Origin of the sequence: Anabaena sp. CCY 9910 (assembly GCF_963920875.1) — a bacterium.
In the GTDB taxonomy this organism is placed as follows: domain Bacteria; phylum Cyanobacteriota; class Cyanobacteriia; order Cyanobacteriales; family Nostocaceae; genus Trichormus; species Trichormus variabilis.
On record NZ_CAWUDJ010000019.1, the window covers coordinates 93,118 to 119,471 of the forward strand.

General features: G+C 42.6%; 25 protein-coding genes. 16 read left to right on the plus strand and 9 right to left on the minus strand.

Features of this window, described 5'->3' with window-relative positions:
- Positions 1–206: 206 nt before the first annotated feature.
- Positions 207–599, plus strand: a complete 393-nt coding sequence (gene rplU / locus ACM5QX_RS15820; RefSeq protein WP_011318333.1) for a 50S ribosomal protein L21 — start codon at positions 207–209, stop codon at positions 597–599.
- A gap of 27 nt (positions 600–626) precedes the next feature.
- Positions 627–908 (plus strand): 50S ribosomal protein L27, encoded by a 282-nt coding sequence (gene rpmA / locus ACM5QX_RS15825; protein ID WP_011318332.1) that lies wholly within the window; start codon positions 627–629, stop codon positions 906–908.
- Positions 909–985: 77 nt separating this feature from the next.
- Here rpmA and ACM5QX_RS15830 read toward each other — a convergent pair whose 3' ends face one another.
- On the minus strand, positions 986–1,435 hold the full coding sequence (locus tag ACM5QX_RS15830) for a hypothetical protein (protein ID WP_414754388.1): 450 nt from the start codon (positions 1,433–1,435) through the stop codon (positions 986–988).
- Positions 1,436–1,899: 464 nt separating this feature from the next.
- Here ACM5QX_RS15830 and cruF point away from each other — a divergent pair, with 464 nt between their 5' ends.
- Together cruF and cruG are read left to right on the plus strand one after the other, a co-directional pair.
- Positions 1,900–2,808 carry a gamma-carotene 1'-hydroxylase CruF gene (gene cruF, locus ACM5QX_RS15835; RefSeq protein WP_414754389.1) on the plus strand — a complete coding sequence of 303 codons (909 nt, stop codon included), beginning with the start codon at positions 1,900–1,902 and terminating at the stop codon, positions 2,806–2,808.
- 265 nt (positions 2,809–3,073) lie between these two features.
- Positions 3,074–4,264: a 2'-O-glycosyltransferase CruG gene (cruG, locus tag ACM5QX_RS15840; RefSeq protein WP_414754390.1), complete on the plus strand. Its 1,191-nt coding sequence runs from the start codon at positions 3,074–3,076 to the stop codon at positions 4,262–4,264.
- A gap of 63 nt (positions 4,265–4,327) precedes the next feature.
- Here the strand turns inward: cruG and rnhA are convergent, their stop codons facing one another.
- The 3 genes from rnhA to ACM5QX_RS15855 form a co-directional block, all read right to left on the minus strand.
- A complete protein-coding gene (rnhA, locus tag ACM5QX_RS15845; RefSeq protein WP_011318328.1) occupies positions 4,328–5,236 on the minus strand; it encodes a ribonuclease HI in 909 nt (302 codons plus the stop codon).
- A gap of 56 nt (positions 5,237–5,292) precedes the next feature.
- On the minus strand, positions 5,293–6,318 hold the full coding sequence (locus ACM5QX_RS15850; RefSeq protein ID WP_414754391.1) for an ABC transporter permease: 1,026 nt from the start codon (positions 6,316–6,318) through the stop codon (positions 5,293–5,295).
- Between the two features lie 163 nt (positions 6,319–6,481).
- Positions 6,482–8,140, minus strand: a complete 1,659-nt coding sequence (locus ACM5QX_RS15855) for an ABC transporter substrate-binding protein (RefSeq protein ID WP_414754392.1) — start codon at positions 8,138–8,140, stop codon at positions 6,482–6,484.
- Positions 8,141–8,735: 595 nt separating this feature from the next.
- Between ACM5QX_RS15855 and ACM5QX_RS15860 the strand changes: the two genes are divergently transcribed.
- Positions 8,736–9,059, plus strand: coding sequence for a hypothetical protein (locus ACM5QX_RS15860; RefSeq protein ID WP_011318325.1), 324 nt, complete (start codon positions 8,736–8,738; stop codon positions 9,057–9,059).
- A 36-nt stretch (positions 9,060–9,095) separates the two neighbouring features.
- Here ACM5QX_RS15860 and ACM5QX_RS15865 read toward each other — a convergent pair whose 3' ends face one another.
- Entirely contained in the window at positions 9,096–9,251 is a 156-nt protein-coding gene (locus ACM5QX_RS15865; protein WP_414754393.1) for a hypothetical protein, read from the minus strand.
- 252 nt (positions 9,252–9,503) lie between these two features.
- Here ACM5QX_RS15865 and psbB point away from each other — a divergent pair, with 252 nt between their 5' ends.
- The 6 genes from psbB to ACM5QX_RS15895 all read left to right on the plus strand — a co-directional run bounded on the left by psbB (position 9,504) and on the right by ACM5QX_RS15895 (position 14,889).
- Positions 9,504–11,033 (plus strand): photosystem II chlorophyll-binding protein CP47, encoded by a 1,530-nt coding sequence (psbB, locus tag ACM5QX_RS15870; protein WP_414754394.1) that lies wholly within the window; start codon positions 9,504–9,506, stop codon positions 11,031–11,033.
- A 90-nt stretch (positions 11,034–11,123) separates the two neighbouring features.
- A complete protein-coding gene (locus tag ACM5QX_RS15875) occupies positions 11,124–11,231 on the plus strand; it encodes a photosystem II reaction center protein T (protein WP_010994314.1) in 108 nt (35 codons plus the stop codon).
- A 326-nt stretch (positions 11,232–11,557) separates the two neighbouring features.
- Entirely contained in the window at positions 11,558–12,589 is a 1,032-nt protein-coding gene (locus ACM5QX_RS15880) for a 30S ribosomal protein S1 (protein ID WP_011318324.1), read from the plus strand.
- A 91-nt stretch (positions 12,590–12,680) separates the two neighbouring features.
- A complete protein-coding gene (locus tag ACM5QX_RS15885; protein WP_414754395.1) occupies positions 12,681–13,415 on the plus strand; it encodes an HAD family hydrolase in 735 nt (244 codons plus the stop codon).
- Positions 13,416–13,657: 242 nt separating this feature from the next.
- Entirely contained in the window at positions 13,658–14,239 is a 582-nt protein-coding gene (locus ACM5QX_RS15890) for a Uma2 family endonuclease (protein WP_414754396.1), read from the plus strand.
- A 65-nt stretch (positions 14,240–14,304) separates the two neighbouring features.
- Positions 14,305–14,889: a Uma2 family endonuclease gene (locus ACM5QX_RS15895; protein WP_414754397.1), complete on the plus strand. Its 585-nt coding sequence runs from the start codon at positions 14,305–14,307 to the stop codon at positions 14,887–14,889.
- An 84-nt stretch (positions 14,890–14,973) separates the two neighbouring features.
- Here ACM5QX_RS15895 and ACM5QX_RS15900 read toward each other — a convergent pair whose 3' ends face one another.
- Positions 14,974–16,296, minus strand: a complete 1,323-nt coding sequence (locus ACM5QX_RS15900; RefSeq protein WP_414754399.1) for an alkaline phosphatase PhoX — start codon at positions 16,294–16,296, stop codon at positions 14,974–14,976.
- A gap of 717 nt (positions 16,297–17,013) precedes the next feature.
- On the opposite strand from ACM5QX_RS15900, the gene ACM5QX_RS15905 reads away from it, so the two are divergent.
- Positions 17,014–17,634, plus strand: a complete 621-nt coding sequence (locus ACM5QX_RS15905) for a PEP-CTERM sorting domain-containing protein (RefSeq protein WP_414754400.1) — start codon at positions 17,014–17,016, stop codon at positions 17,632–17,634.
- 239 nt (positions 17,635–17,873) lie between these two features.
- Here ACM5QX_RS15905 and ACM5QX_RS15910 read toward each other — a convergent pair whose 3' ends face one another.
- Positions 17,874–18,935, minus strand: coding sequence for a YheT family hydrolase (locus ACM5QX_RS15910; protein WP_414754401.1), 1,062 nt, complete (start codon positions 18,933–18,935; stop codon positions 17,874–17,876).
- 156 nt (positions 18,936–19,091) lie between these two features.
- On the opposite strand from ACM5QX_RS15910, the gene ACM5QX_RS15915 reads away from it, so the two are divergent.
- Positions 19,092–19,835 (plus strand): response regulator transcription factor, encoded by a 744-nt coding sequence (locus tag ACM5QX_RS15915; protein WP_010994306.1) that lies wholly within the window; start codon positions 19,092–19,094, stop codon positions 19,833–19,835.
- Between the two features lie 543 nt (positions 19,836–20,378).
- Here the strand turns inward: ACM5QX_RS15915 and chlP are convergent.
- A complete protein-coding gene (gene chlP, locus ACM5QX_RS15920; protein ID WP_041456674.1) occupies positions 20,379–21,599 on the minus strand; it encodes a geranylgeranyl reductase in 1,221 nt (406 codons plus the stop codon).
- A gap of 297 nt (positions 21,600–21,896) precedes the next feature.
- Between chlP and yidD the strand changes: the two genes are divergently transcribed.
- From yidD to ACM5QX_RS15935, 3 genes are all read left to right on the plus strand, one after another.
- Complete coding sequence (gene yidD / locus ACM5QX_RS15925) at positions 21,897–22,409, plus strand: membrane protein insertion efficiency factor YidD (RefSeq protein ID WP_414754402.1); 513 nt, start codon at positions 21,897–21,899, stop codon at positions 22,407–22,409.
- Between the two features lie 104 nt (positions 22,410–22,513).
- Positions 22,514–23,530 carry a sulfate/molybdate ABC transporter ATP-binding protein gene (locus tag ACM5QX_RS15930; protein WP_414754403.1) on the plus strand — a complete coding sequence of 339 codons (1,017 nt, stop codon included), beginning with the start codon at positions 22,514–22,516 and terminating at the stop codon, positions 23,528–23,530.
- 341 nt (positions 23,531–23,871) lie between these two features.
- Entirely contained in the window at positions 23,872–24,162 is a 291-nt protein-coding gene (locus ACM5QX_RS15935; RefSeq protein ID WP_190567802.1) for a helix-turn-helix domain-containing protein, read from the plus strand.
- A gap of 4 nt (positions 24,163–24,166) precedes the next feature.
- Here ACM5QX_RS15935 and ACM5QX_RS15940 read toward each other — a convergent pair.
- Positions 24,167–26,354 (minus strand): COR domain-containing protein (locus tag ACM5QX_RS15940; RefSeq protein WP_414754404.1); only part of this gene is annotated, 2,188 nt, incomplete at its 5' end.

Sequence of the window (26,354 nt, forward strand, 5' to 3'; positions counted from 1 at the left end):
TTCGCCAAAATTAATTGATAAGTTCTTTATTTGAAAATTTTCCAGCTATATCCTCAAAAACTATAGATAAAAGATTGACCTAATGCTGGCTAATAACATACAATTTTGGATTGTCTGTCTAATTACCTGCTCGGATCAGGTAGACATACTACAAAAGCTGGTAAATCAAAACTAGCTACCTGTACGGCAACCTCAAGGACAATTTCATGGCTTACGCGATTATTGAGACTGGTGGCAAGCAAGTGCGAGTTGAGCCAGGTCGTTTTTACGATATTGAACTCCTCTCTGCCGAACCAGATGAAAAAGTTACAATAGAGTCTGTATTACTAGTGCAGAATGACGGTGAAGTCACCATTGGACAACCGTTAGTAGCTGGGGCAACAGTGCAAGGAACGGTGTTGCGGCATCTTAGAGGTCGCAAAGTCCTGGTTTATAAAATGAAGCCGAAAAAGAAAACCCGCAAAAAACGGGGGCATCGCCAGGAAATCACCAGACTTTTAATAGATTCCATCACTTTTAACGGCACAGTCTTAACAGCACCTACTGCAAGTGCGGAAACTGCTGATGCTACCCCAGATACAGAAACTGCTGCTGAATAATAGTAAAGAAGCAATAAAAAGGAAATTATGGCTCACAAGAAAGGAACAGGTAGTACACGCAACGGTCGTGATTCTAACGCCCAGCGTCTGGGTGTAAAGCGCTTTGGCGGACAAGCCGTTATTGCAGGTAACATTCTCGTGCGTCAACGTGGAACCAAGTTTCATGCTGGTAACAATGTTGGCATCGGTAAAGATGATACTTTGTTTGCCTTGGTTGATGGTGTAGTTACCTTTGAACGCAAAGGCAAATCCCGCAAGAAAGTTAGCGTTTACCCAGCAGCTGCCGCAGCAGAAGCAGTAGCAGGCTAAATTATCAAGGTGGGCATTATCCGCTCACCTTGTTTGTAGTTAATACTTTAGTTCTTAAATTGGGTCTGGAGTGCCTACTAAAAACCTAACATTATCTTTTGGGTTAACAGCATATTTGTAAATGCTCCTAACCCTACCCCAGCAATTGAAACAATCAATGTAGCTATAAAAGCTTGCCATTCTGTAAACCCATCTGCTTGAAAGTCGATTCTTGCTAAGAGAGCGGCAGAAATGACAAGCAGTGTATCAAGAAACACGCGAAACCAAGCTATCATTATAAAAAATAAGAAGGCTCCGGCTACAGCAACGAAAAAACTCCTAATACTGGAAGCAAGTAAAACACTAGAGTAATCAGCTATCTTTGGATAAGGGGCAGTGATGCTTCCTATCAAGAAAAATATTGCTAACACAAGAATACCCCAGACAGCCCAAGGTGCTTTCATGTCGGACAATACCCAACCCAAAGTGCTGTAGCTCAAAAGTAGTAGCGTTAGGGCTGTCCAAGGGAGTTTATTCAAAATTGACATGGGTGGGTATCGCTATTAGCAGAGCAATCTACATTTGTAATACTTAATTAGAATTATACCTATGGTAGGCATTGCCCACCATACAGATACTTAAGTTTGTTTAATAATCGAATCGGATTCCTATACATTTGTAGGTGATATTCATCCGAGACTCAAAAATCTGTTTCCTGATTAAGGCAAGTTTTGTTACGGTTGTCTGATTTCAAAATACGACAAGAAGCACACTGTACTTAGAAACCAGCAAAAAACCTAATTTGCTTGGATGGATTTTGACTGCGATCGCTTAGACTATTAGTTTATCATCCTATTTTTTCTATATGCAATCAATAGGTTGTCAGTCTCTGACAAAAGTTTAAACAACTTTTGCAGAGATTACGGTAAAAACTAGTTAAATATTTTAGTAAACATTTGTAAACTATTAGCAGCCGAGTAGCGAAGTATCACATCGTGTTCAAGGAATGACCATGAAACAAATTGTTATTGCAGAGCGGATATGCCTTATTGGTCATATCGTCTCGATGTTTTTTGGACTAGTAGGGATACTACTAGTTGTACCTAATGCCGAGGTGCTGTTCCATCTATCTGAGTTTGGACAGACAGCCATGCAGTGGAGTATGGCTGGTGGTGGTGTAGTTTACATGATTTTGGGGGCAGCGGCCGTATTTTTATATGCCCTGCGAACATTAGGGTTAGGTCGTACCTTGGGTTTTATGCTACCTGCTGTACTCATCTCCTTAACTAGTGAACTGCTAGGAACCAGCACAGGCTTTCCTTTCGGTCACTACAGTTATTTAAGTGGCTTGGGCTATAAAATCGCTGGTTTAGTACCGTTCACAATTCCCTTGTCATGGTTTTACGTAGGATGTTCCTCATACCTGTTGGGGCGTGCTGGTTTAGAAGTAGATAAAAAACCCACTTTGTTACGCCATATCGGTGCTATTGGTTTGGGTTCATTACTACTCACCTCATGGGATTTTGTACTTGACCCTGCCATGAGCCAAACTTCACTACCTTTCTGGTATTGGCAACAACCAGGCCCTTTCTTTGGAATGCCCTATCAAAACTTTGCTGGTTGGTTAGGTACAGGTGCAGTATTCATGACAGTGGCTGCTGTATTGTGGAGAAATAGTCCGATCAAATTTGAGCGATCGCAGCTTAATGTACCTTTAATAGTTTATTTAGGTAACTTTGGTTTTGCTACCGTCATGAGCTTGGCAGCAGGCTTCTCTATCCCTGTATTGTTAGGCGTAGTGTTAGGTGTAGCCCCAGCGCTAGCTTTATGGTGGAAAGGCTCATCTGCATCAAACCAGATCAGCGTAGAAACATCTACGACAGAAGTCTCCATAGCCAGCAGCATTAAGGCTGTGAATTAGGGACTGGGGACTGGTGAGTCAGCGCGGTCTTGGGGGTTTCCCTCATAAGCGACTGACGAACCCCGAAGGGGGGACTGGGGATTGGGGACTGGGAAAAAGCAGGGAGAAGGTAATATAAATTATCGTTCTGCACTCAGTACTAGCAGATTGCCTCGCTACCGCTCTCAGGACTCATTACTCAGCACTCAGCACTCCTGAATACCTAACTCAAAATTAACAACATTTTTGTTTATAGTAGCGATTCCAGTTGCAAAGTATTTTTATCGTGGATAACGCTTTGACAGCAGCAAGCGCCTTGGCGCTTCTGTTACTAATCATCCAAGTGCCAGCAACAGCAATTCTGCTGTCTCGTCTATTTAAGGGGCCAAGAAGGTTATCCCCAATTCAACCCCAACAACCCACACCAGAACTGTTGGGCAATGTGAGCGTTGTTGTTCCCACACTGAATGAAGCCCTGCGTATCAGTCCTTTGTTAGCTGGTTTGAGTCGCCAGAGTTACGAAGTTCGGGAAGTAATTGTTGTAGACAGTAAATCCCAAGATGGCACTCCCGACTTAGTAAAAGCTGCACAGCAGCAAGACCCGCGCTTTCGCCTCATCAATGATGATCCTTTGCCCTCTAATTGGGTAGGAAGACCTTGGGCATTGCATAACGGCTTTTTGTATAGCTCAGAAGATAGTCAGTGGTTCTTGGGCATGGATGCTGACACTCAACCCCATCCTGGTTTAGTTGCTAGTTTAGTGAAAATAGCCCAGTCCCAGGAATACGACTTAGTATCCCTATCACCCCAGTTCATTCTTCAGTATCCGGGTGAGTGCTTGTTGCAACCCGCCTTGTTGATGACTCTTCTTTACCGATTTGATCCCGCAGGCATTACCACAGACCAACCAGAAAGGGTAATGGCTAACGGACAATGTTTTTTATGCCGTCGCTCTGTATTAGCTGCTGTGGGTGGCTACAGTAGCGCTAGTAGCTCTTTTTGTGACGATGTTACCCTGGCACGTCATATTGCAGCCCAAGGCTTTAAGGTGGGCTTTTTAGATGGGGCTAAGGTATTGAAAGTGAGAATGTATGAAGGGGCGTTAGAAACTTGGAAGGAATGGGGACGCAGCCTTGATTTGAAAGATGCCTCTCCCCGCGCTCAAATTTGGGGAGATTTATGGTTACTATCGGCAGTACAAGGCTTACCTTTATTGATTGTAACTGGTTACTTGCTGATTGGTTCTTGGCAATTACTGTTGCCTGTGAAGTTGTTGTTGGGACTGAATGTATGTTTACTGGTGATTCGCTTTGCTATGCTGTTGGCGATCGCTCCTTCCTACGACCGTCAAAACGCTAAAGCTGGCTGGCTGTTTTGGTTATCACCCTTGGCCGATGCTTTAGCCGTTCTGCGAATCTTCTTATCTGCTTTTCGCACTCCCAGGGAATGGAGAGGTAGAACTTATAGCAAGGAGTAGTGAATGCTGAGTAGAGAGCAATAATTTCTGCCTCTAGTTTCCCAAGACCCTATCCCCAATTACTCATTCATCTTCACCCCCCAAGCGATCGCCTCGCTCTAATTCCCAGAGAATTTGATTACCCTCACGGCGTACCCGTGAAACAATCCAGTTGCGCCAACGCCACTGATCTCCCCTACTGGTAACAGCACTGGCGTGGACATCCATTAAGTCTGCCAACTCAGAACTGGTGATTAAATAACCTTTCGCCGCAATTTCGTCTGCAATATGCAGGGTTTCTACTAAGTTGCGGAGTTGTTCCACCCGCTTTTCCGGCGGGTTTTCCTCGATTGTAGCCGCAACGTGTGCGGTAGATGGTTCCATAGTGTTGATATTTGACGCAGAAGTACTGATTTCTTGTGTCGTTTTGTGAACTATTGTAGAGGTTGTAACATGATCAGGTACTTTAACTACATTTATTTTACTGATGTCAGGTAAAGATTTATGAGCATGACGGGTGGATAACTGTTGTAGAGAGGGCATTCTACCAGTTGCAAAACAGCGAGCAATCACATCACAACGTTCGTTACCGATGTTGCCAGAATGACCGCGAACATGATGCCAATTTACCTTACGGCTATTTAATTCATCTAAAGTTTCTAGAAGGTCTTGATTCTGAACTGGGTTACCATCAGATTTTTTCCAGCCCTTTTTTTTCCAACCTTTTACCCATTTGGTAACGCAGTTAATTAGATACTCACTATCGGTATAGAGGGTAATGGGTTCAGTTTGTCCAGAGTCGTGGAGAAATTTGAGAGCTGCGATCGCTGCCTGCATCTCCATCTTATTATTGGTGGTATGCTTGGCAGCATCGCCCATTTCGTGAACTGAGCCATCACTAAAATAGACAACTACACCCCAGCCCCCAGGGCCAGGATTGCCAGTGCAAGCGCCATCAGTGTATATACTTTCAATTATCGGTTGGGTAGACATAGTAAAAATATCAAAGCACAGAGCGAATAGGTATTAGCCATGAAATGCTAATTTCCTTAATAACGAATGCGTGGGTCAACGTAAGCATTGAGAATATCGATTAAAATACTTGCTGACACTACGATCGCCCCAAAAAATACCAGCACACCTTGGACTGTGGGATAATCGCGATCGGAGATTGCCTGATATAACCGATTTGCCAACCCAGGCCAGGAAAATGTCACTTCAGTCAAAATCGCCCCACCCAGCAGGGAAGCAAAGGTTAATCCCAGAACAGTAATTACCGGAATCAGCGCATTTTTTAAGGCGTGCGACACCAAAATTTTATTTTCTGCAATTCCTCTAGCTCTAGCTGCTTCTACATAATCCGCTTTTAGGGTTTGCTTTAAATTGACTCTGACAATACGCTCAAAAATTCCACTCAACAAAATTCCTAAAGTTAGACAAGGGAGGGCTAAATGATGCAACGATGTGAAAAACTGCGTCAAGTTACCACTGAGCAAACTATCAACTGTATATAAACCAGTGAATGTAGGCGGGGGTGGAAGATTGGGCGGAAAACGATTGGAATTGGGAAACCAACCCAACTGCACGGAAAAAATTAACTGTAGCAGCATTCCCGCCCAAAACATAGGGAGCGCATAAGTAATAATCCCAAATAATCTTCCGCCAATATCAAATGAAGTTCCCGGACGAGAAGCAGAAAGCGTCCCTACCAAAATTCCCACAATCAGAGCCACCGCCATACTAAACACAGCTAACTCAACTGTCGCTGGAAAATATTGTCCAATGATATTCCAGACGTGCTGTCCTCGACTTGTCAAAGATGTCCCTAAATCAAAATGCAGTAAACTACCCAAATAATTTAGGTATTGTATAAATAAAGGTCGGTTTAAACCCAGTTGTTCTCGATATTGCTCTTTCACGCTTTCTGAAGCACGCCCACCAAGAATTGCATCTACTGGGTCACCTGGTGTAGCTCTGAGTAATAAAAATACAATCGTAATAATAGTTAGCAGTTGCAGGGGTGCAAACAGTAACCGAGAGACAATGTAGTATTGTAAGGCTTTGGAGCGAGACATAAATGTTTAGTCATTGGTCATTGGTCATCGGTCGTTGGTCATCTGTCATCGGTCATTGGTCATCGGTCAAAAATCAATAGTCGTTAGTGATTAGTCAGTTATTTAGATTACGGACTAATTACTAATGACTATGGACTGTTGACTATGGACTGTTGACTATGAACTATTGACCTTTGACTATCGACTTATAAACGAGAATTTGCGATGGGTCAAGTTGTACACTGCTGACACCTTTTTGAGCAAACACATAGTCTTTGCTTTGCCATAAAGGAATGTAAGGAATATCAGTTGATAATTGAGTTTGAATTTCTGTAAATAGTTTCTGACGGGTTGCGGGATTTTGCTCTTGACGTTGCTGGTCGATTAATTTGTTGACAGCTTGGTTATAGTAAAAAGAACCTTGAGTTTGGCTACCGCCCTCTTCACATCCTTTAGCAACTGACCCTTTCTGACAAGCTAAGAATGGCTGTACATAATTATCTGGGTCTAAAAAGTCGGGATACCAATCAACTAAAGCTGCTGGATATACACCCTTTGAGATGTCCTTATAAAAGGTAGCACCTTCAACGGTACTAACTTCAAACTGAAGTATACCACCAAGGTTTTGCTCGGCGATCGCTTTTAAGGTCTGGGCTGCCAAACTGCGAGTGGCGGAACTAGCGGGATACCAAATCTGTACTTTTGCTGGATTTTCAGGAGAAAACCCCGCCGCAGTTAGCAACTGTTTAGCTTTATCAAAGTTTGCATCACCATACTTTTCTTTAAAGATTGGTTGGGACACATCAAAAGTGGTAGGAATTAAGCTATAAAGTGGTTCAGCTTGACCAAATAAAGCTCTTTGATTTAAAAGTTGACGGTCAATAATTGTCGCTACTGCTTGTCTGACTTCTAGTTTATCTAAAGGCTCTTGATTGCGATTCAAAGCCATAAAAGTAACAACACTGCCTTGAGATGTTATCCCTTGCCAATCTCCTTTTTTAGCACCTGCTTCTAAGCTTTTAATTTGGTCTGGTTGTAGAGACTGATAAGCTACATCTACCGCACCAGTACGGAAAGCATTAAATAGATTTACCGGACTAGTTTGAATCTGTACATTAATGCCTTGATTTTTGGGTTTTTCTCCCCAATATTTATCAAATACATCAAAGCGTAGTGAATCTGTACCATATTGCGCCAATTTGTAAGGGCCAGTCCCTACAAAAGTATCTGGTTTAAACTTTCCTGCACCTAGTTCATAAGCTGTGGGTGAAACTGCACAAACTCCAGAAAATGCTAACAGTGAGGGAAAAGCTGCAAAGGGTTTTTTTAGTTGAATTGTTAGCTCATAATCGCCTGTAGCTTTCACTGAAGCTATGGTATCAGCTAGTAAGAACGAGGGTTTGCCTTTATTTTCAATAAAGCGCTGGATACTAAATTCCATTGCTTTAGCATTGAAAGCAGTACCATCGTGAAAAAGCACTCCCTGACGTAAGGGTATGGTATAAGTCAAACCATCCTGGCTAACTTTTGGTAGTGCTGTAGCCAATTGTGGCTGAATTACTGTACTACCTGGTTCATAAGTATAGAGGCGATCGCTCATATTAAACACTAAACCCAAAGAGGCTAATTCATACGCATCAGCCGGATCTAAGGTTCGTGGTTTGAGTGTCGTCCCCACTGTAATTCGACCATCCCCTGAGGGACTATTAGTAGCACTTGATGTTGGTGTAGTTGTTTGTTGGCGAGGAGTGCAACTGATAACCAAAACTAAACAGAGACAGAATAAAGAGAAGAATTTTGTCATCCGTCCCCACTGTCTCCCAGACAAAGCAAACCAGTTCATAGTGTCCCAAATTTTTGCAATTAGCGGTCAGCAATTATACTATATAAATTATCTTTTATACCTTATTTCTCAAAAATCAACTACGCGATCGCTTTGGAGAAATTTAAAACCCCTACACCCTCACACCCAGTCTCAACGGACAATCATAGATGTGTAAGTCCTAATATATATTATTTAATTTTATTTAAATTTAATTGAGCTAATTCATATTCAGTAACTACGAAACAATTTTTATCTATTCAAGTTTTTTATTATTGAGTAAAATTGTTATAGCTTCATAGCCTGTCAGGGAAGGTATTTTGTGAAACAATTTGAGTGATTACGGTATATTGAATCAACGATTTGCCTATTGTCACTTAATTGCCAAACACGCCAATAACTACTACCGAATCCTAACTCAAAGAGAAATTACCGGTTGGGCATTGTGTGATATTACAGTTTCTCTTCCAGAGTCAGGTTTATCTAAATACAAGTGTTATCAGCAATTAGTCGAATCGTTTTGACTAATTGAATTCTATGTTTATACGTCATCCACTTGTGATGATTGCAAAATTATCAACAGCAGATTAAAAGTTGCAAAAGTGAGAATAAAACAGTGAAATATTTCTTTCTTTCCGAAGGATGGACTATTGGCAGAGTTTGGGGATCTGATGGATTGTGGCAGATCACTGCATGGCGCAGATCACCAGAAATTCAGCGATTAAATATTTGTTTGGTAGAAAACAACGAATTAATGTGGCTTTATCGCATTGAAGAAGCCGTAATCACCGTAGAAGTCAAGCCAACCACATCTGTCTTAGTTAACCAAACCATCGGGCAAGTAGTTCTCAAACGGCTAATGACTGCCGAACAAGTAATTGAACGCCTGGGTACAGGTGAGGCAAAGTGCCAGTTGCAAAATATTCAATCAGTCGTCTAGTAGATGCAAAGAGGGATTAGGGACTGAAATTATTACTCAAGGCTTAGGACTATTCTCTCTTTGTAAAGATTTATAAACATACTTAGCATAACTTGTAACGGCGATTTGTGGGAAGATAAAGCCTAGTAGGGAAGCGATACCCACGGTGAACTCTGCTAACGCATCAATGGACACGCTTGCAAACGGTTCCATCAATAGTTACACTTTTTAAAACATTCTCATTTTTACTTGGCGATCGCCACCCTCTAGGGACACAATCCCAAAACGGTTGAAAATCGCCAAATAATCCACTCTCTGAACTTAATAAAATTCAGGTGTGGTAAAGGATCAGACTCTGGCAATAAAAAAAATTTCAGAGAAGTCCGAGGTGAGGCTTCCAACCTTGGAACCTTAACTAAAGAAAATTGTTTTGTAAACATAACTCATCGAGGAGGAGCGTAGTCGATGGGACTACCCTGGTACCGAGTACATACAGTAGTTCTGAATGACCCAGGGCGACTGATTTCTGTACACTTGATGCACACAGCCCTGGTGGCAGGTTGGGCTGGTTCGATGGCACTATACGAACTAGCTATTTATGACCCCAGCGATCCGGTTCTCAACCCGATGTGGCGGCAAGGGATGTTCGTGCTACCCTTCATGGCACGGTTAGGAGTTACCCAATCTTGGGGCGGTTGGAGCGTTACTGGTGGTACAGCAACTGACCCTGGCTTCTGGTCATTTGAAGGGGTTGCCGCAGCCCACATCGTGCTTTCTGGTTTATTATTCCTAGCTGCCGTTTGGCACTGGGTTTACTGGGATTTGGAACTCTTTAGAGATCCTCGTACCGGTGAACCTGCGCTAGATTTGCCAAAAATGTTTGGCATTCACCTGTTCTTATCCGGTTTACTCTGTTTCGGCTTTGGTGCTTTCCACCTCACAGGCTTATTCGGCCCTGGAATGTGGATTTCTGACCCCTATGGAATCACTGGCAGCGTCCAGCCAGTAGCGCCCGAATGGGGTCCAGATGGATTTAACCCATTTAACCCTGGTGGCGTAGTGGCTCACCACATTGCGGCTGGGATTGTCGGTATCATTGCAGGTTTATTCCACCTCACTGTCAGACCCCCTGAAAGGCTTTACAAAGCTTTACGGATGGGTAACATTGAAACCGTACTCTCCAGCAGTATTGCCGCAGTATTCTTCGCAGCTTTCGTAGTTGCAGGAACCATGTGGTACGGCAACGCTACTACACCCATCGAACTGTTTGGACCCACACGCTATCAATGGGATCAAGGCTACTTCCATCAAGAAATTGAGCGCCGTGTGCAATCAAGCGTAGCTCAAGGTGCAAGCCTTTCCGAAGCTTGGTCACAGATTCCCGAAAAACTAGCTTTCTATGATTACGTCGGTAACAGCCCCGCTAAAGGTGGTTTGTTCCGGACAGGGCCAATGGTTAAGGGTGATGGTATTGCCCAATCTTGGCAAGGTCACGGAGTATTCAAAGATGCTGAAGGCCGGGAATTGACAGTACGTCGTCTGCCCAACTTCTTTGAAACCTTCCCAGTAATCTTGACAGATGCTGATGGTGTTGTCCGCGCTGACATCCCCTTCCGTCGAGCAGAATCCAAGTATAGCTTTGAACAATCAGGCGTAACAGTTAGCTTCTACGGTGGCGATTTGGACGGTAAAACCTTTACTGATCCCGCCGATGTGAAGAAATATGCCCGTAAAGCTCAAGGCGGAGAAATATTTGAATTCGACCGCGAAACCTTAAACTCTGACGGTGTATTCCGTACATCCCCCAGAGGTTGGTTTACCTTTGGTCACGCTGTATTTGCTTTGTTATTCTTCTTTGGCCACCTCTGGCACGGCGCTCGGACAATATACCGAGACGTATTCGCCGGTGTGGAAGCCGATCTAGAAGAACAAGTAGAGTGGGGTCTATTCCAGAAAGTGGGTGACAAATCAACCCGCGTCCGGAAGGAAGCTTAATTTTAGGGACTGGGGACTGGGGACTGGGAAATATACCGAGTACCTAGTACCCAGTACCCAATACCCAATACCTAAGCAGGAGTTTTTAATATGGAAAGCGTTGCTTACATTCTAATTTTGACCCTAGCAATAGGCGTTCTCTTTTTTGCGATCGCATTCCGCGAACCACCCCGCATTGAGAAAAAAGAAGAGAAATAAGGCAGCTAATGCCCACTTTCTCAGTCAAATAAAGAAAATATCCGTTGTTTTTCTCAAGAAAAGCAACGGATATTTTCGATAAATACATCCCTATCTCTAAGCCATAGAAAACAAGAAAAATTCATTTATATGGTTAATTACTTAACAACTATTCCATATTTATTTGTGATATAATCTTTTTTCTGGAAGTTAATATGTGTGAACACTAGCTTTTCTGCGCTAGGATTAGACAGAGATATAGGTGTACACTACCAACTCAGGCAGTTGCATACACATGGCTATTATGGCATAACCATTACGGAGACTAGAACCAGGAACACAACAGCATGGTCAATCAGAATTTAACCGCTACAGAAATTGGATTCACTCACGAAGATTTCGCTGCCCTACTTGACAAATACGACTATCACTTTAGCCCAGGAGATGTCGTACCAGGTACAGTTTTTAGTATAGAACCGCGCGGCGCTCTGATTGACATAGGTGCTAAAACAGCAGCTTATATACCTATACAAGAAATGTCTATAAACCGGGTCGATGCCCCGGAAGAAGTTTTACAATCAAACGAAACAAGAGAATTTTTCATCCTCACCGATGAAAACGAAGATGGACAACTAACCCTTTCCATCCGCAGAATTGAATATATGCGTGCTTGGGAGCGAGTGCGCCAGTTACAAGCAGAAGATGCTACAGTGCGCTCTGGTGTATTTGCCACCAATCGTGGGGGGGCGTTGGTCAGAATTGAAGGACTACGGGGCTTTATTCCTGGTTCTCACATCAGCACCCGCAAACCCAAAGAAGAATTAGTAGGTGAAGAACTGCCTTTAAAATTCCTAGAAGTAGACGAAGAACGTAACCGCTTAGTTCTCTCTCACCGTCGCGCGTTAGTTGAGCGCAAGATGAACCGCCTAGAAGTGGGCGAAGTCGTCATCGGTACAGTACGTGGTATCAAACCCTACGGTGCATTCATCGACATCGGTGGTGTTAGCGGCTTGCTGCACATCTCGGAAATTTCTCACGAGCATATCGATACACCTCACAGTGTATTTAACGTCAATGATGAAGTGAAAGTGATGATCATTGACTTGGATGCAGAAAGAGGCAGAATATCTCTCTCTACTAAACAGCTGGAACCAGAACCCGGTGACATGATTAAAAACCGTGATTTGGTTTATGATAAAGCCGAAGAAATGGCAGCTAAGTATAGAGAACAACTGCTGGCTAAACAACAAGGTATCGCCCTACCCGCAGAAGGTGCAGAAGATTTGATTGAGGAAGAAATTCCCTCTGCAACTGAAGATGCTGTAGCTGAAGAAGAAATTTCAGCAGTTGAGGAAATCCCAGCAGCTATTGAAGACTAATACAGTTGTAGTTTCATTAACAACATCAATAAATTTTTAAAAGAGGGATTTTCCCTCTTTTTTATTTTGACTTTTTATGGGGCTTAATTTTGTGACTACTATTAAATGTAGAGATATCGCATTTACTAATATTCAAGCGATTTTATTTGATAAAAACGGTACTTTAGAAAATTCAGAAGTCTATTTGCGATCGCTTGGACAAAAAGCAGCGAGAATTATAGATGCCCAAGTACCAGGAATTGGCGAACCTTTATTAATGGCCTTTGGTATTAACGGCGATACACTCGACCCAGCCGGCTTAATGTCGGTAGCCAGTCGCCGCGAAACAGAAATAGCCACAGCCGCCTATATTGCCGAAACTGGGAAAGGATGGTTTGAGTCATTAAAAATAGCGCGTCAAGCCTTAGATGATGCCGAAAAATATATTGGTGTAACTCCTGCACCTCTTTTCACTGGTGCATTGGAAGTATTGCAATCTCTCTCTCAAGCCGGACTAAAACTTGGCATTGTTTCAGCAGCAACAACATCAGAAGTAAAAAACTTTGTCGCACAACATAACTTAAGTAGTTATATCCAAGCCCAAATAGGCGTAGATGACGGCCCTAGTAAGCCAGACCCCATATTATTTCTACAAGCTTGCCAAGCTTTAGGAGTAGAACCAGAAGCCACATTAATGATAGGTGACGCTGTAGGTGATATGCAAATGGCTCGTAACGCTCAAGCCGCAGGTTGTATTGGTATTACTTGGGTGAATAAACCAGAGAATGTCCAAGGTGCAGATGTAGTGATTAATCAGCTAGAGGAGATTCAAATTTTAGAAAGCTAACGGTTAGCAAATCAAGAGTTTAGCAATCAGGACTTACGCACAGAGATTATTTGCTCAGAAGGGGTGTAAGGGTATGAGGGTATAGGGGTGTAAGGGTTTTGAACACCTACACCCCTATACCCCTATACCCTCGCCCAAACCCTTGATTCTTCGTATCACTGCGTAAGTCCTAGCAATAAGCCATAATGACAAATTACGAATTAAGTTAAACTTGCATTGAGACTCATCATGGAGAAACCCTGATGCTACAAGTAAAACATCGCTTTCAAAGCTTTGACGAGTACCTATCTTATGATGATGGCACGGATAAACTCTATGAGTTGTTTAATGGAGAATTAATCGAAATGCCTCCAGAATCGGGAACTAATGTTCAAATTGCAAATCGCCTTTTCCTCATTTTTGCCTTGCTTGTAGGAATTGATCGAGTTCGCGGACATGGTTTAGAACTGGAAGTAAGAGGAGAACCCAGAAACCGTTATCCTGACCTAACCATTATTCGAGAAGAGCATATTCAGCAGTTAGCCAAGCGCAATACTATTCGTCTATCAATGCTACCTCCGCTATTAGTAATTGAAGTGGTTAGCCCTGGAGAATTGCAACGAGATAGAGATTTCATTGCCAAGCGATCGCAGTATCAAGATTGTGGTATTCCTGAATATTGGATTATTGACCCCGAAACTAAAACTTTATTAGTCTTAGAACTAACTGGTAAGACATACACGGAGATAGGTAACTTTTCTGGTGATGATTTAGTTGTATCTCCACAATTTAACCAACTAAATCTCAAAGTATCGCAAATATTTGAATCAGTAAATCTAGCTTAAACAATCAGCCTTAAGTTTATTTTTTGATATCAAGCTAAATATTTAGTATTTATAGGCAACTAGCCATGCAAAACACAGAAACGACATTACAACTTCGTCTGTGGACAGTTGAAGAATACCACCGGATGGCTGAAGCTGGTATTTTTGGTGCAGATGAACGGGTGGAACTTCTAGAAGGAAAGATTATTTGGATGATTGCTAAAGGAACAGCTCATCGATCGGCAGTAGGAAGAACAGATTACTTACTCAAAAATATTTTAGGAGAACGTGCATGGGTATCTATTCAAGATCCAATCAAGTTAAACGATCGCTCTGAACCAGAACCCGATATTGCTGTTGTCAAAATAGATCCTTTAGACTACGCAGACCACCACCCTACACCATCTGAAGTTTACCTGATTATTGAAGTAGCTGATAGCAGTCTGAAACTAGATTGTGTAACTAAATCTCAGGCTTATTCCCAAGCAGGAATTACTGATTATTGGGTGTTAGATGTAATTAATCGCCAATTGCAAGTTTTTCGGCAACCGACTCCACAAGGCTACGAAAGCAAAGTAGTTTTGGCAGAAGATGCAACGATCGCACCCTTAGAGTTTCCCGATTTGCAGATTGCGGTTTTGGATATGTTACCACCAGTCAAGAAGTCATGATGAAGGCGATCGCCTCATTTTTTATTGCCAGCGATCGCTTTTCTCAACTAGAGATATCAGATCAGTAAATTGTTGCTATGTTTACTAAACTCGTGAATTCCAAGGACCCCAAATTGCGAAGGTAATACCAGGGCCCTGCATATTGACAAACAGAGTCTGACCATCAGGAGAGAAGCAAGCTCCAGCAAACTCACTACTACCACCCTCAAAGTTGTTACGTACCAAATTATATAGTTTTCCTTCAGGAGTTACACCTCTCACGTAATTGGGAGCGGCGCCATCTTCACAGAGAATAAGATCGCCAAAAGGTGCAATACAAATGTTGTCGGGCGCACGAAGATCAGATGCACCTGGAGACTGTACAAACAGTTGAAGCGTATTAGTAGCAGGAACATAACGGAAAACTTGACCAAGACCTCCAGGCCCACCACTGGTACAACAGAAGTACAATTCACCATTACCGTACCAAATACCTTCCCCACGGGCAAATCTAGCTGCTCCTAACTCACGACCTTGTACGCGGACATTATCTGTAGTTGGGTCGGGTTCAGGAATGTCTACCCAGTCTATGTTTGTCCATGTTTGTCCTGTATTGAAACCAGTAGCAGTGTTAACACTATTAATGCTACCAGGAGTGCCGCCTATTCTCAGTGCTTGGAGTTTACCACCTAGTGCTAATTGGCCGGGTACATTGGGGATGAAACGGTAGAATAGACTACTTCCGCTATCTTCGGTCTGGTAAACAATTCCAGTTGCAGGATCTACAGCTATAGCTTCGTGATTAAACCGTCCCATTGCCTTGAGAGGAACTGCCTGTACAGGACCAGTTGCACTAGCTGGAACTTCAAAGTTATAACCGTGGAACTTTGTAGACCCATCAGTGCTAGTAGGTGTGCTGACATTTTCTTCACAAGTAATCCATGAACCCCAAGGAGTTGGACCACCTGCACAGTTACGAATAGTTCCACCAAGAGTAGCAAACTGTTTAATTAGCTGGCGATTAGCACCGATAACCAAGTTGGTAGTACCACCTCTACTAGCAGAATCGTAGCCGTAGCCTTGGGGTACGATTACTTGTGTTCCAGAATTGTTGCTCAATTCGTGGTTACAAACCAATATTGTTGTGCCTCTGGGCCCTGGGAAAGCTGCCATACCATCATGATTGCCAGGTACCGTATTACCATCGATCATGCGATCGCCTCTACGAGATATAACCCGATACTGAAATCCGTTTGGTACTGCTAAAAGCCCGTCGGAACCGGGGAAAAGTGGACCATATCCTGTAGTTGTAGGCGTTGTCTGACCGAAAGCGGCTCTAGCCAAAAGACCTTCTAAAGGAGAAGCAGCTAATGTTCCGGCAGCAGTTGCACCTGCTATTGTGAAAAATTTACGTCTGGAGAATGCCATGAGAAAATTTTTGGTTAATCAAAATGCCTAGTAAAAATTACTTGTGCTTGATTAAGTTCTGGTAATGATTTATTTAAAACAAAACTAGTTAATAGAATTTACACAGTTTATTTTTTCTACAAAATTGAGATAAATAATATATTTTAAGCAAAAAATGACGGATTTATACATAGCAGAACATACATGAATGAGCTTGCAAAGAAACATATACGTTCATTATTTTGCTTAATCACCATTAGTGAAATGGTGCAGTTAAGATAAGAGTAAACTCACCCATTACACCAGCAATCAGAACAATTAAGTGATACGTAAGTAAGATGCAATATTAGGTTAAGACCAGTTAAAGATTAATTTAATCAAAAGAAAATTCAATGATTTTTTGACGAATATATATTTTTTGTATTTTATTGAGAAAATAAAACCTAAACTATTAAAACTAAATTCAATCTAATGATAAAATTCCCCCTAGTGGTTTTAGACATTATGAATGTCTAACAACGCCAATTTTGTTATTAATTCCCAGGGGCTAGTGAATCTAGCTATTATCAACAAAGCCTATTAGTATAGGCGAATTAAAGCTTTTTATGTGCTTATTGAGCGACATAAAAGCATTTGATATGGCTTGAATATCGCTAAAATTATCTCAGCTTTTGTAACGGATAATTGCGAGTTAGCGATCGTTGCAACAACATCAGAACTCATTTCTAATCTTAAAAAATGAAAAGCATACGTAACCAAATCCAAGCTACTTTAGCTGTTGCTGCTGTTACTTCAATGGCTACTTTAGCCAATGTCTCCAGTGCCGATGCTGCTTCCTACAGACTTGATTGGACAGGAAGTCAAGGTTATTCAGCTCAAGGACGTTTCGACTACGACAATATTTTCCAAGGAAGTGTTATTACCCGCGATCAACTAAGTCGTTTCGATATTTCCTTCTTCGACCCCCAAGGAACTTTGTTGCAAAGTTTCAAGTACAGTTTCCCGAATCCTAGCAGTACTTTTAATTTCAACTTTGATACAGTTACAGGGACTATCCTACAAACTGATAGCTTTAATACACCCAACGGCTTTGATTTGGGTATTGACTTTAACACAACGTTAGCAGGATTGTCTTTCTATACTTATCAGGGAGCTGATTTGTCTGCGCTGGGATTACCTACCACTATATTTTTGAAAGATGATCTCTCTCCAGAAGTCTGCGGCACATTTCCCAACTGTCGATTAGATAATGGTGGTCAATTGACAGCAAGTGTTATCCCCGAACCTGGGGTAATTTTCGGTTTGTTAGCAGTTGGTTCCTTGGCTAGAGTCCTCAAAAAAAAGCCAGCATCAGTCTAGACAGTAAACCTGAATAGTTGAAGCCAGCCTGATTATAACTTTAAGTAATCTCTATTCTATCCATAATTAATTCGCCAGTTGAGAAAACAAGAGATGGTTATCAAGGTTTTCTCTAGTGTGTAGTTAATGTCAACTGAATTATTCACAAAGCCTGCTTTTATAGGCTTTGTGAATAAAATGAAATATGTACAGCCGTTTGCAAGGAAGTGAGGTAAAGATGCAAAAGTGAACTGCTGCAATCAAAATTTTCTGATGTATTCCAACCACTGCAAAACGCGATTCCACGCCCACCAAGGATCAGCATCTTGGGCTTGTATCTGACCTTTTTTGCTACTTAGATAGCCCATGTGACCACCATAACGAGTCATCAGTAAATCTATCTTGGGATTGCTGTCACAAGTGGCTTGTAATTCGGGAACAAGTTCTGGATGAAATAGCGGGTCATCCGCAGCGTAAATAATGAGACTAGGTTTTGATATCTCTGGTAACAGTTGTAAAGGACTGCTTGCCGCATAATAAGTTTCTACGGATGGGAAACCAAGGCGCTTAATTACCAGTTCATTGTCAAAATCCCAAATGGTGTTAGCTCGTTTAATGGCTTCTAAGTCTAGGGTACCTGGATGGTGATCATGTATTCGCCATGCTAATTTCTTGAGGTTTTTGGCGATACTCTGTTCTAAATACTTACCTACAGGATGGCGAACTAAGTAACTGAGCGATCGCGTTGCATCTAAATTTGGGCAAATTACTGCACCACCTCCAATGTCACTATATTTTAGCCCAAAATACTCAGTGCCATTAGTTAAGTCTGCCGCAGCTTTCAGTCCCCACAACGCCAGTTGTCCTCCTAAGGAAAACCCTGTAAACCAAAATTTACTAGGACATCCCATAGCAGCCGCACCAGCCGCAATTCTGACAAAATCTTCACCTTCAAATAAACCATCAGAAGTTAGTGTTGGTGATAATTCGGCTGTTTTGCCGTGGGCGCGCCAATCAAATAAAACTACAGCAAATCCTTGAGCATATGCTTTACGTCCCAGCAATCTCAAAAACCATTCATTTTCTAGATCGCCTGTAATGCCATAAGTCCCTACAATCGTACTGTGGGCATTTTCAGGTATGGCAATCAAACAAAAAATAGGTACATTTTGCCCACCCATTAATACTGTTTTATGATACTGAGGTTCTAAATGGGGAGTTGTATTTTGCCAATAACGTTTTCCCCACAAAGTAGTGTAAACAGTTGTAACAACACCATTTCTCAGAAATACAGGCGGATTGTAGGGAGGGAAACATATCATACTGCGAATTTAATGTAATTTTAGTTTTGTTTTCTTAATCCTAGTAGTTTTAAGGTTTATGTTAGATTTAAAATCTTTTTTATAATCAAGACAGAAATCTTTGTATCTACCAAAGGTTCTTATTTATCCTTAATAAGTAGTAATAATTTTTTAAGAATGCCAAGGATTCTTGTAATAGACGATGACCCAGCGATTTCAGAACTTGTTGCTGTCAACCTAGAGATGGCTGGCTACGATGTAAGCCAAGCTGAAGATGGCATAAAAGGTCAAGCACTAGCTCTCCAGCTACAACCAGACTTGATTATGCTTGATCTGATGTTGCCCAGAGTTGATGGTTTTACGGTTTGCCAGCGCTTACGCCGAGACGAACGCACGGCGGAAATTCCTGTTTTGATGTTGACTGCTCTCAGCCAAACTCAAGACAAGGTAGAAGGCTTTAACGCCGGAGCAGATGATTATCTGACCAAACCATTTGAAGTGGAGGAGATGCTGGCACGGGTGCGGGCATTATTACGCCGTACCGATCGCATTCCTCAAGCAGCCAAACATAGCGAAATTCTGAACTATGGGCCTTTGACCTTAGTTCCCGAAAGATTTGAGGCTATATGGTTCGGTCAAACTGTGAAGCTGACTCACTTGGAATTTGAACTCCTCCACTGTTTGCTTCAACGTCACGGACAGACAGTTTCTCCAAGCGAAATTCTCAGAGAAGTTTGGGGTTACGATCCAGATGATGACATTGAAACGATTCGAGTGCATATCCGGCACTTGAGAACCAAGCTAGAACCAGACCCCCGCCACCCCCGCTATATCAAAACAGTATATGGTGCGGGATATTGCCTGGAACTACCCAGCGTCCCACAATCCGGCGAGGGCGCTACCACATCTGTTGTTGAGTGAAATCTTGTTCAAGTCATTGCGCTGAGTCTTTGATTTCATTAATCCGTAACATCTGTGTCACACTGAGGGAAATGCAGTTCGCAAGGTAGGGTAGTATCACGGGATATATGCTCTTCGAGAAGTCGCGTATACGCGTCCAAATCCCCCAAGCTACGTATCCTACAGAATGACACTCACATCGCTACGAATCAACACAAAACTTGACTAGGTAATCAAAATGGCACTCCCTATTGGTATTCAGGGAGTGCCATTTGACAATTATTGCAGGGGACTGGGGACTGGGTGAAAAGACAAGTCTTGTTGTGTCTAGGTTGTATCATCTATTGATGTCCTAACACTACTGGCAACAGCCATAATTCGTAATTTTGAATTTGTCATTAAGTCTTAATTACAACTAAGACTTACCCATGAAAAGGAAAAGTCAAAGGTGTATGGCCGCAGAAGCATAGGAGCGTAAATGTTTAAAACTCTTACACCCCTATACCCCTATCCCCTTACACCCATTCTCAACAGACGATGTGGTTCTTGAGGATCATCTGAAATTTAGGGTGCTAAAGCGTTACCACGGATAAGACTACCAATTGTCTTGGCAGTAATTTTTAACTGGGTGATGGGGTTAGCGGGGACGACTGTCTTATACAGATAGCTGTCGAAAGTCAGCTTTTGTACATCTAAGTCAGCACACATCTCTACAAATGCCTCACGGGTGGCATCGGAGCGGTAAAATACTGTTTGCAAGATGTCTAGCACTTTGTAAGTGAGACCGTATTTTTTATCCCAGCGTTTGAGATAAATCTTGAGTTCGTTTTCTGTGGGAATGCGACTACCATTTTGAGAAACTTCTACAATGGTTTCTGCACACATCCGCCCAGATTTAGCCGCAAAGTAAATCCCTTCACCAGAGGACTTGGTAACGTAGCCAGCAGCGTCTCCAACTAAGGCTATGCGACCAACAACACGCCGAGGACGGGGATGTTCGGGGATTGGGTGGGCTTCTACTTTGATGATTTTACCGCCTGCTAATTTTTCACTAGCGCGGGCGCGGATACCAGCCTGTAACTGTTTGATGCTGGCTTTGTGTACCTGCATTGTGCCAGTACCGACGGCTACGTGGTCATATTTGGGGAATACCCAGGCATAAAAGTCTGTGGAAACGTCATTGCCTACATACATTTCGGCAAGGTCGTTGTAATATGCCATTTTATCTTCGGGTAAGCGGATACGCTCTTGGAAGGCGATCGCATAATTATAATCCCCAGCATCCATTTCTTTGGCAATGCGGGAATTAGCCCCATCTGCACCAATAATCAAATCTACTTTTAAAGTTTTTGTGACACCTTGTGCGCCGCCTTCATTATGGTCAACATAATGAATGGTGTATGGGTCGCTGTTATTTCCAGGTATATCAACTTTATGAACGGTGGCATTAATTAAATTTGCCCCTAATTTTGCCGCGCGATTGCGTAAGAAGCCATCTAGGACTTCACGGCGGCACATTCCTATATATTCGTCTTCTTTTATCAGATTGATATCAACTTCACGATTGGAAGGTGAAATCATTTTCATCTTCCGCACTTGGCGATCAATAATTTCTGGTGGTAAGTCAAACTCACTTACCATACATAAGGGAATCGCCCCCCCACAGGGTTTGGCGTTATCCAATTTGCGCTCAAACAGGTAGGTCTCAATCCCAGCTTTGGCTAGTGTTTCAGCAGCAGAGGAACCAGCTGGGCCTGACCCAACAACAGCAACCCGTAGTGTCAAAGGTCTTCTCCCAATCTTCACATTTACCGAAAGCATCCTACCACGGTCTTTTGGGTGATTTCTCGCTCTACCTCCAGGTTTTGACAGAAATGCAATATTCCTTAATGTTTCGATACAAATTTGATATTAGAGATAGAGCTTAGTGAATGGGTAACATACTGTTAGTCAATGGTCAGTTGTCGGTTGTTCGTTGTCAGTTGCCAGTATTAAGAGAAGTTGTATACAAAGTCTGTACATTAACTATTCCCCCTACTGGACTTATCCCCCTGCTCCTCTCTATCTTCCTACTCCCTAACTATGCAAATTTCTCTATTAGATTCCTTTGGTAGGAGAATTGGTATTGTAGCGATCGCTGGATATCAAAAACACATTTCCCCCCATAAAGGCTTTGCTTGCGCCCATCGATTACTGTATGGGGGTGAATCTTGCTCTGGTTACATCAAGCGCGTGATTGCAGAGGAAGGATTAATCGCGGCTTGGGATAAATCCCAGGCTAGGTTTCAAGCTTGTAAACAAGCCAATTTAGTTTTACAAGCATCGAAGATGCAACGAAAGCTGTCACAAACTGAGGATTCAGCACCGACAGAGGAAGCGGATGGAGAAATTGAAGACGATAAGTCCTTAAAACGCCCTCAGCAAAGGTCATCAAATTGCTGGGATTCAGCATATATAAGCGGCGATGATTGTTCTAATTGCTCAGAGGTTATTGATTGTAGCTTCCTCGCCTGTAGCAGTGCTGATGATTGCCATTTACCAGATTGCAGTGGTGTTGAGTGTGATTTCTTGGATTGTGGCAGTTGTGGTAATTAAATCTTTTTTTAATCAGTGAATTTAACTGCATTTATGTATGATATATCTATAACACGGTAAACCTAGCAATTAGCCGTAGATAAATTGGCAGAGGTGTAGCGGCAGTGGGCATAGTAGTTGAAAACGTATCCAAACAATTCGGTAGTTTCCGAGCGGTTGATCAGGTAAACTTAGAAATCCAAAGCGGGAAACTGGTAGCCCTGTTAGGGCCATCGGGATCTGGTAAGTCTACTCTGCTCCGCTTAATTGCTGGTCTCGAAAAGCCAGACGATGGCAGAATTATTCTGACGGGAAAAGACGCTACAAACCAAAGTGTACAAGAACGTAACATCGGGTTTGTATTTCAACACTATGCTTTATTTAAGCATCTGACAGTCCGGCAAAACATCGCTTTTGGGTTAGAAATTCGCAAAGCACCAGCGAATAAAATCAAAGGGCGGGTAGAACAGTTATTAGAACTAGTGCAATTGAGTGGGCTTGGCGATCGCTATCCTTCACAGCTTTCCGGTGGTCAAAGACAAAGGGTAGCCTTAGCTAGAGCCTTAGCAGTGGAACCTAGTGTATTACTTTTAGATGAACCTTTTGGAGCGCTTGATGCCAAAGTCCGTAAAGACTTACGCGCATGGTTACGCCGTCTCCATGATGAAGTTCACGTTACCACAGTTTTTGTCACCCACGACCAAGAAGAAGCAATGGAAGTTTCCGATGAGGTCGTAGTGATGAATCAAGGGCGTGTAGAACAGGTAGGAACACCCGCAGAAATTTACGACAATCCAGCTACATCCTTTGTGATGAGTTTCATTGGGCCAGTAAATGTCTTGCCAAGTAGCTCCAGAATTTTCCAAAGTAGCCAGTTAGAGATAGAACATCCAAACGTATTTTTACGCCCACAAGATGTAGTGATCGAGAAATCTGCTAACGGCACAACCGCACCTGCTACGATAACTCGATTGATCCATTTGGGCTGGGAAATCAAAGTTGAATTAACCTTAGATGATGGGCAAGTTGTCAACGCTCATTTAACACGCGATCGCTACGATGAGCTACAGTTGGAACCAAAGCAAAAGGTATATGTAAAACCTAAGGATGCGAAATCTTTTCCTTTGTACTACTCGATTTAAGGGTGTAGGGGTGTAGGGGTGTAGGGGTTTAGGGAAAAGACTAATATAAATAATTCTTCCCTTATACTTTCATACCCTCACCCCCACTAGTGTTAGGACATCTGGATAGATATACAACCTAGACACAACAGGACTTTTCCCCAATCCCCAGTCCCCAATCCCCAGTCCCCAATCCCGAATCCCCAGCCATAAATCAAGAAAAACTACGTCGTTTGTTAGAGTCTCAAGCGATCGCTTATGCCTTATAAAAGAAAATAGTTAATGAATTTTTGATTGAAATGATTGATATGTAATGTCAATCAATTTAGAAAAAGACTTATTTTTCAAGGGGAGCATGAAATATGGATATGCAAGTCCTGCGAGAGCGTGCGGGTCTCAGCCGTGCAGAAGTTGCCTTCAGGCTTGCAATCAGTGAAACCAGTGTCCGTAATTGGGAAGCTGGACGCACTGAGCCAACAATGACACCAAAAAAATATGTAGATGCTCTACGTATATTCAAATGTACACCGGAAGAACTAGCATCTGCCAGTGAGAAGTCTATTAATCAGCGTCATAAACGCAAGCCAGGAAGACCGAGACGTTTCCCAGAAAGTCCGGTAGTTCAGGTGACTGATTCGCCAGTTTGTAGTTAGATTTTCAAGGACTAGGCTTAATTAGTTCTATGTTTAATTTGCTACCTATTTCCATAACATTGTTTGTAAAATCTGTCACACTTGCGATCGGGGCAGCAGCTACACTAGCAGCAGTTATTAAAGCTGCTAGACGCTTTTTAAGTCTGGGTAAACTGCGTTCTTGTTCTGGCTTTTGAATTTCTACTTCTACATCATCAATGTCAATAATAATATCGTCGCGGCTTGCTGGGGGGAACTGGGCTACAGTTTGACGTAGATTGCTGATTAGTTGCAGAATTTCGTTTATATTTGCGCCGCTTGTTTGAGTTAAGTCACCAACTTGCTGACTGGCCTTGTCTTTGACTTCGTTACCGATGTTGACGATACCTACTTGTGCGCCTTGAAAGTTGTTTTTATTTTCTGTCATGGGTTTAAAATCTCCTTGATGGTTGTTGTTGTAGATATTGATTCTAACCAGATCGCTTTCTGGATCGTCTTTTTGTGATTTTCGGCGTGATTCTAGTGATTCGTAGCCATCTAGAAGTTGACGCAAATCGAGTTTTAATTTGAGTTTGCCGATGGTGATTGTGGTTTCACCCATTGATTCGAGTCCCAAAAGTTCTTGGTAGTCGAGGGGTGGATGGTTGGGATAGCCAGGGACGGGAACCCATTCGGTGATTTCGAGATTGGGGAGACTTCTGTGAATTTTTTGGAAGACATCGCGGAGAATGGCGAGAAATAAGCGGCGGGTTTCTTTGCGGCCGCTAATGGCGATGAAGATTTTTTTGTCTTCGGGGTCGGCTTTGATGCGAGCAATGTTGTAAATTTCATTGTGTTCTTGATATTGCAGCATTACGCCACTACGCCAATAGATTTGGTTATGAATTCTTTCGTGGGTGTTGACGATGAAGCGGGAAATGATACTTTCGGGGAGAACTTTGTAATGGTATTGAAATTCTAGGGTTTCGCCTTCTAGTTCTGTTGCGTCTGGTTGGTCTTTGGGGAGAAGTCCCGCAATCAGGAATTGTGGTGGGTAACACTCTAGCGCAAAGCCAAGCTCAAATTCTTTCATCAGTTCAATCAGATAGTCGTGGCGCTTGGTAGGATAACGTTCTGGATTGAGGATGCGGATGAGATCGGCGGGGGTGAAAATGCCTTTGCTCTTAGTTTTGAGGTTTTCATCGCTCAGAAGTGCATAAATGCCTTCTGTCACCCAATTGGGTTTAAGGACGTTGGTATCTTTGAGGATGGGATGATCGCGGAAGTTGAGAACTAAGCCGAGTCGATGCAGTAAGTCGATGAGTTGGTCTTGGTTTTGTTCTTCAGGGATTTTGTTTTCGTGGCAGATGCCGATGTAGCGGTTGTAGGTGATGAAGTCTTGAGGCATGGATTCGAGTTGTTGTTTAACCTCAAACCATGACAGGGGTAGAAGGTCGTAGACTTCTTTGAGGTTGGCGACTTGCTGCAAAATGGCGGTGCGAAGTTCATCAATGCCGATATTGTCTTGGCAGGAGGTTTCGATAATCGCTTGGATGTTAGGATATTTTTCCCGTAATGCCTTGCGGTTGATGTCGAGGGGTTGTTCGTCTTTTTTATTGCCAACGATAATCACGGGGGACTGTCCGCCAAAGCTTTCGATTAGTTTCAGCCAATATTCAATGCGGTTTTCTTCTTCGCTGGTGCGACAATTGCAAACGAGGAGATAGAGGCTGCGCTTAGTTAGAAAAAACTGATGAGTTGCATGATAAATCTCTTGTCCGCCAAAGTCCCAAACATTCAGGCGGATATCTTTGCTATTGACCTGCACGTTCCAAGTTTCTACCTTGAGTCCGTCGGTTTGAGGTTGGTTTTTATCGTATTTATTGTGGATTAGTCGTTGGATGAGAGATGTTTTACCGACGCTGCCTTGTCCGATGAGCAAGAGTTTGGCTTCGTTGAGCGGACGCACTTCACCGCTACGCAGTAATCGCAAGTAATTGAAAATTTCTTCAACTGAACCAACTTGATAAACAGATCCTAAAATCTCTGGTGAAATAGGAAGCGGATTTCCCCTTAAATCTAGTTTTTCCAATTTTGGCAAACTTTCGAGCGCCTCTGGTATCTCGGTTATTCGGTTGTCACTGAGGTCAAGCTGGGTCAGATTGATTAATTGTGCCAGCGCCTCTGGTATCTCGGTTATTCGGTTGTCACTGAGGTCAAGCTGGGTCAGATTG

Bases quoted from the DNA above. Each gene is read 5' to 3' on its own strand.
- ACM5QX_RS15895 (WP_414754397.1), top strand. From the start codon at position 14,305: ATGCAAAACACAGAAACGACATTACAACTTCGTCTGTGGACAGTTGAA.
- ACM5QX_RS15865 (WP_414754393.1), bottom strand. From the start codon at position 9,251: ATGGAACCGTTTGCAAGCGTGTCCATTGATGCGTTAGCAGAGTTCACC.
- psbB (WP_414754394.1), top strand. From the start codon at position 9,504: ATGGGACTACCCTGGTACCGAGTACATACAGTAGTTCTGAATGACCCA.
- rplU (WP_011318333.1), top strand. From the start codon at position 207: ATGGCTTACGCGATTATTGAGACTGGTGGCAAGCAAGTGCGAGTTGAG.
- ACM5QX_RS15850 (WP_414754391.1), bottom strand. From the start codon at position 6,318: ATGTCTCGCTCCAAAGCCTTACAATACTACATTGTCTCTCGGTTACTG.
- ACM5QX_RS15890 (WP_414754396.1), top strand. From the start codon at position 13,658: ATGCTACAAGTAAAACATCGCTTTCAAAGCTTTGACGAGTACCTATCT.
- ACM5QX_RS15900 (WP_414754399.1), bottom strand. From the start codon at position 16,296: ATGGCATTCTCCAGACGTAAATTTTTCACAATAGCAGGTGCAACTGCT.
- ACM5QX_RS15935 (WP_190567802.1), top strand. From the start codon at position 23,872: ATGGATATGCAAGTCCTGCGAGAGCGTGCGGGTCTCAGCCGTGCAGAA.
- ACM5QX_RS15855 (WP_414754392.1), bottom strand. From the start codon at position 8,140: ATGAACTGGTTTGCTTTGTCTGGGAGACAGTGGGGACGGATGACAAAA.
- ACM5QX_RS15875 (WP_010994314.1), top strand. From the start codon at position 11,124: ATGGAAAGCGTTGCTTACATTCTAATTTTGACCCTAGCAATAGGCGTT.
- rpmA (WP_011318332.1), top strand. From the start codon at position 627: ATGGCTCACAAGAAAGGAACAGGTAGTACACGCAACGGTCGTGATTCT.
- rnhA (WP_011318328.1), bottom strand. From the start codon at position 5,236: ATGTCTACCCAACCGATAATTGAAAGTATATACACTGATGGCGCTTGC.
- cruF (WP_414754389.1), top strand. From the start codon at position 1,900: ATGAAACAAATTGTTATTGCAGAGCGGATATGCCTTATTGGTCATATC.
- ACM5QX_RS15910 (WP_414754401.1), bottom strand. From the start codon at position 18,935: ATGATATGTTTCCCTCCCTACAATCCGCCTGTATTTCTGAGAAATGGT.
- ACM5QX_RS15915 (WP_010994306.1), top strand. From the start codon at position 19,092: ATGCCAAGGATTCTTGTAATAGACGATGACCCAGCGATTTCAGAACTT.
- ACM5QX_RS15880 (WP_011318324.1), top strand. From the start codon at position 11,558: ATGGTCAATCAGAATTTAACCGCTACAGAAATTGGATTCACTCACGAA.
- ACM5QX_RS15905 (WP_414754400.1), top strand. From the start codon at position 17,014: ATGAAAAGCATACGTAACCAAATCCAAGCTACTTTAGCTGTTGCTGCT.
- yidD (WP_414754402.1), top strand. From the start codon at position 21,897: ATGCAAATTTCTCTATTAGATTCCTTTGGTAGGAGAATTGGTATTGTA.
- ACM5QX_RS15830 (WP_414754388.1), bottom strand. From the start codon at position 1,435: ATGTCAATTTTGAATAAACTCCCTTGGACAGCCCTAACGCTACTACTT.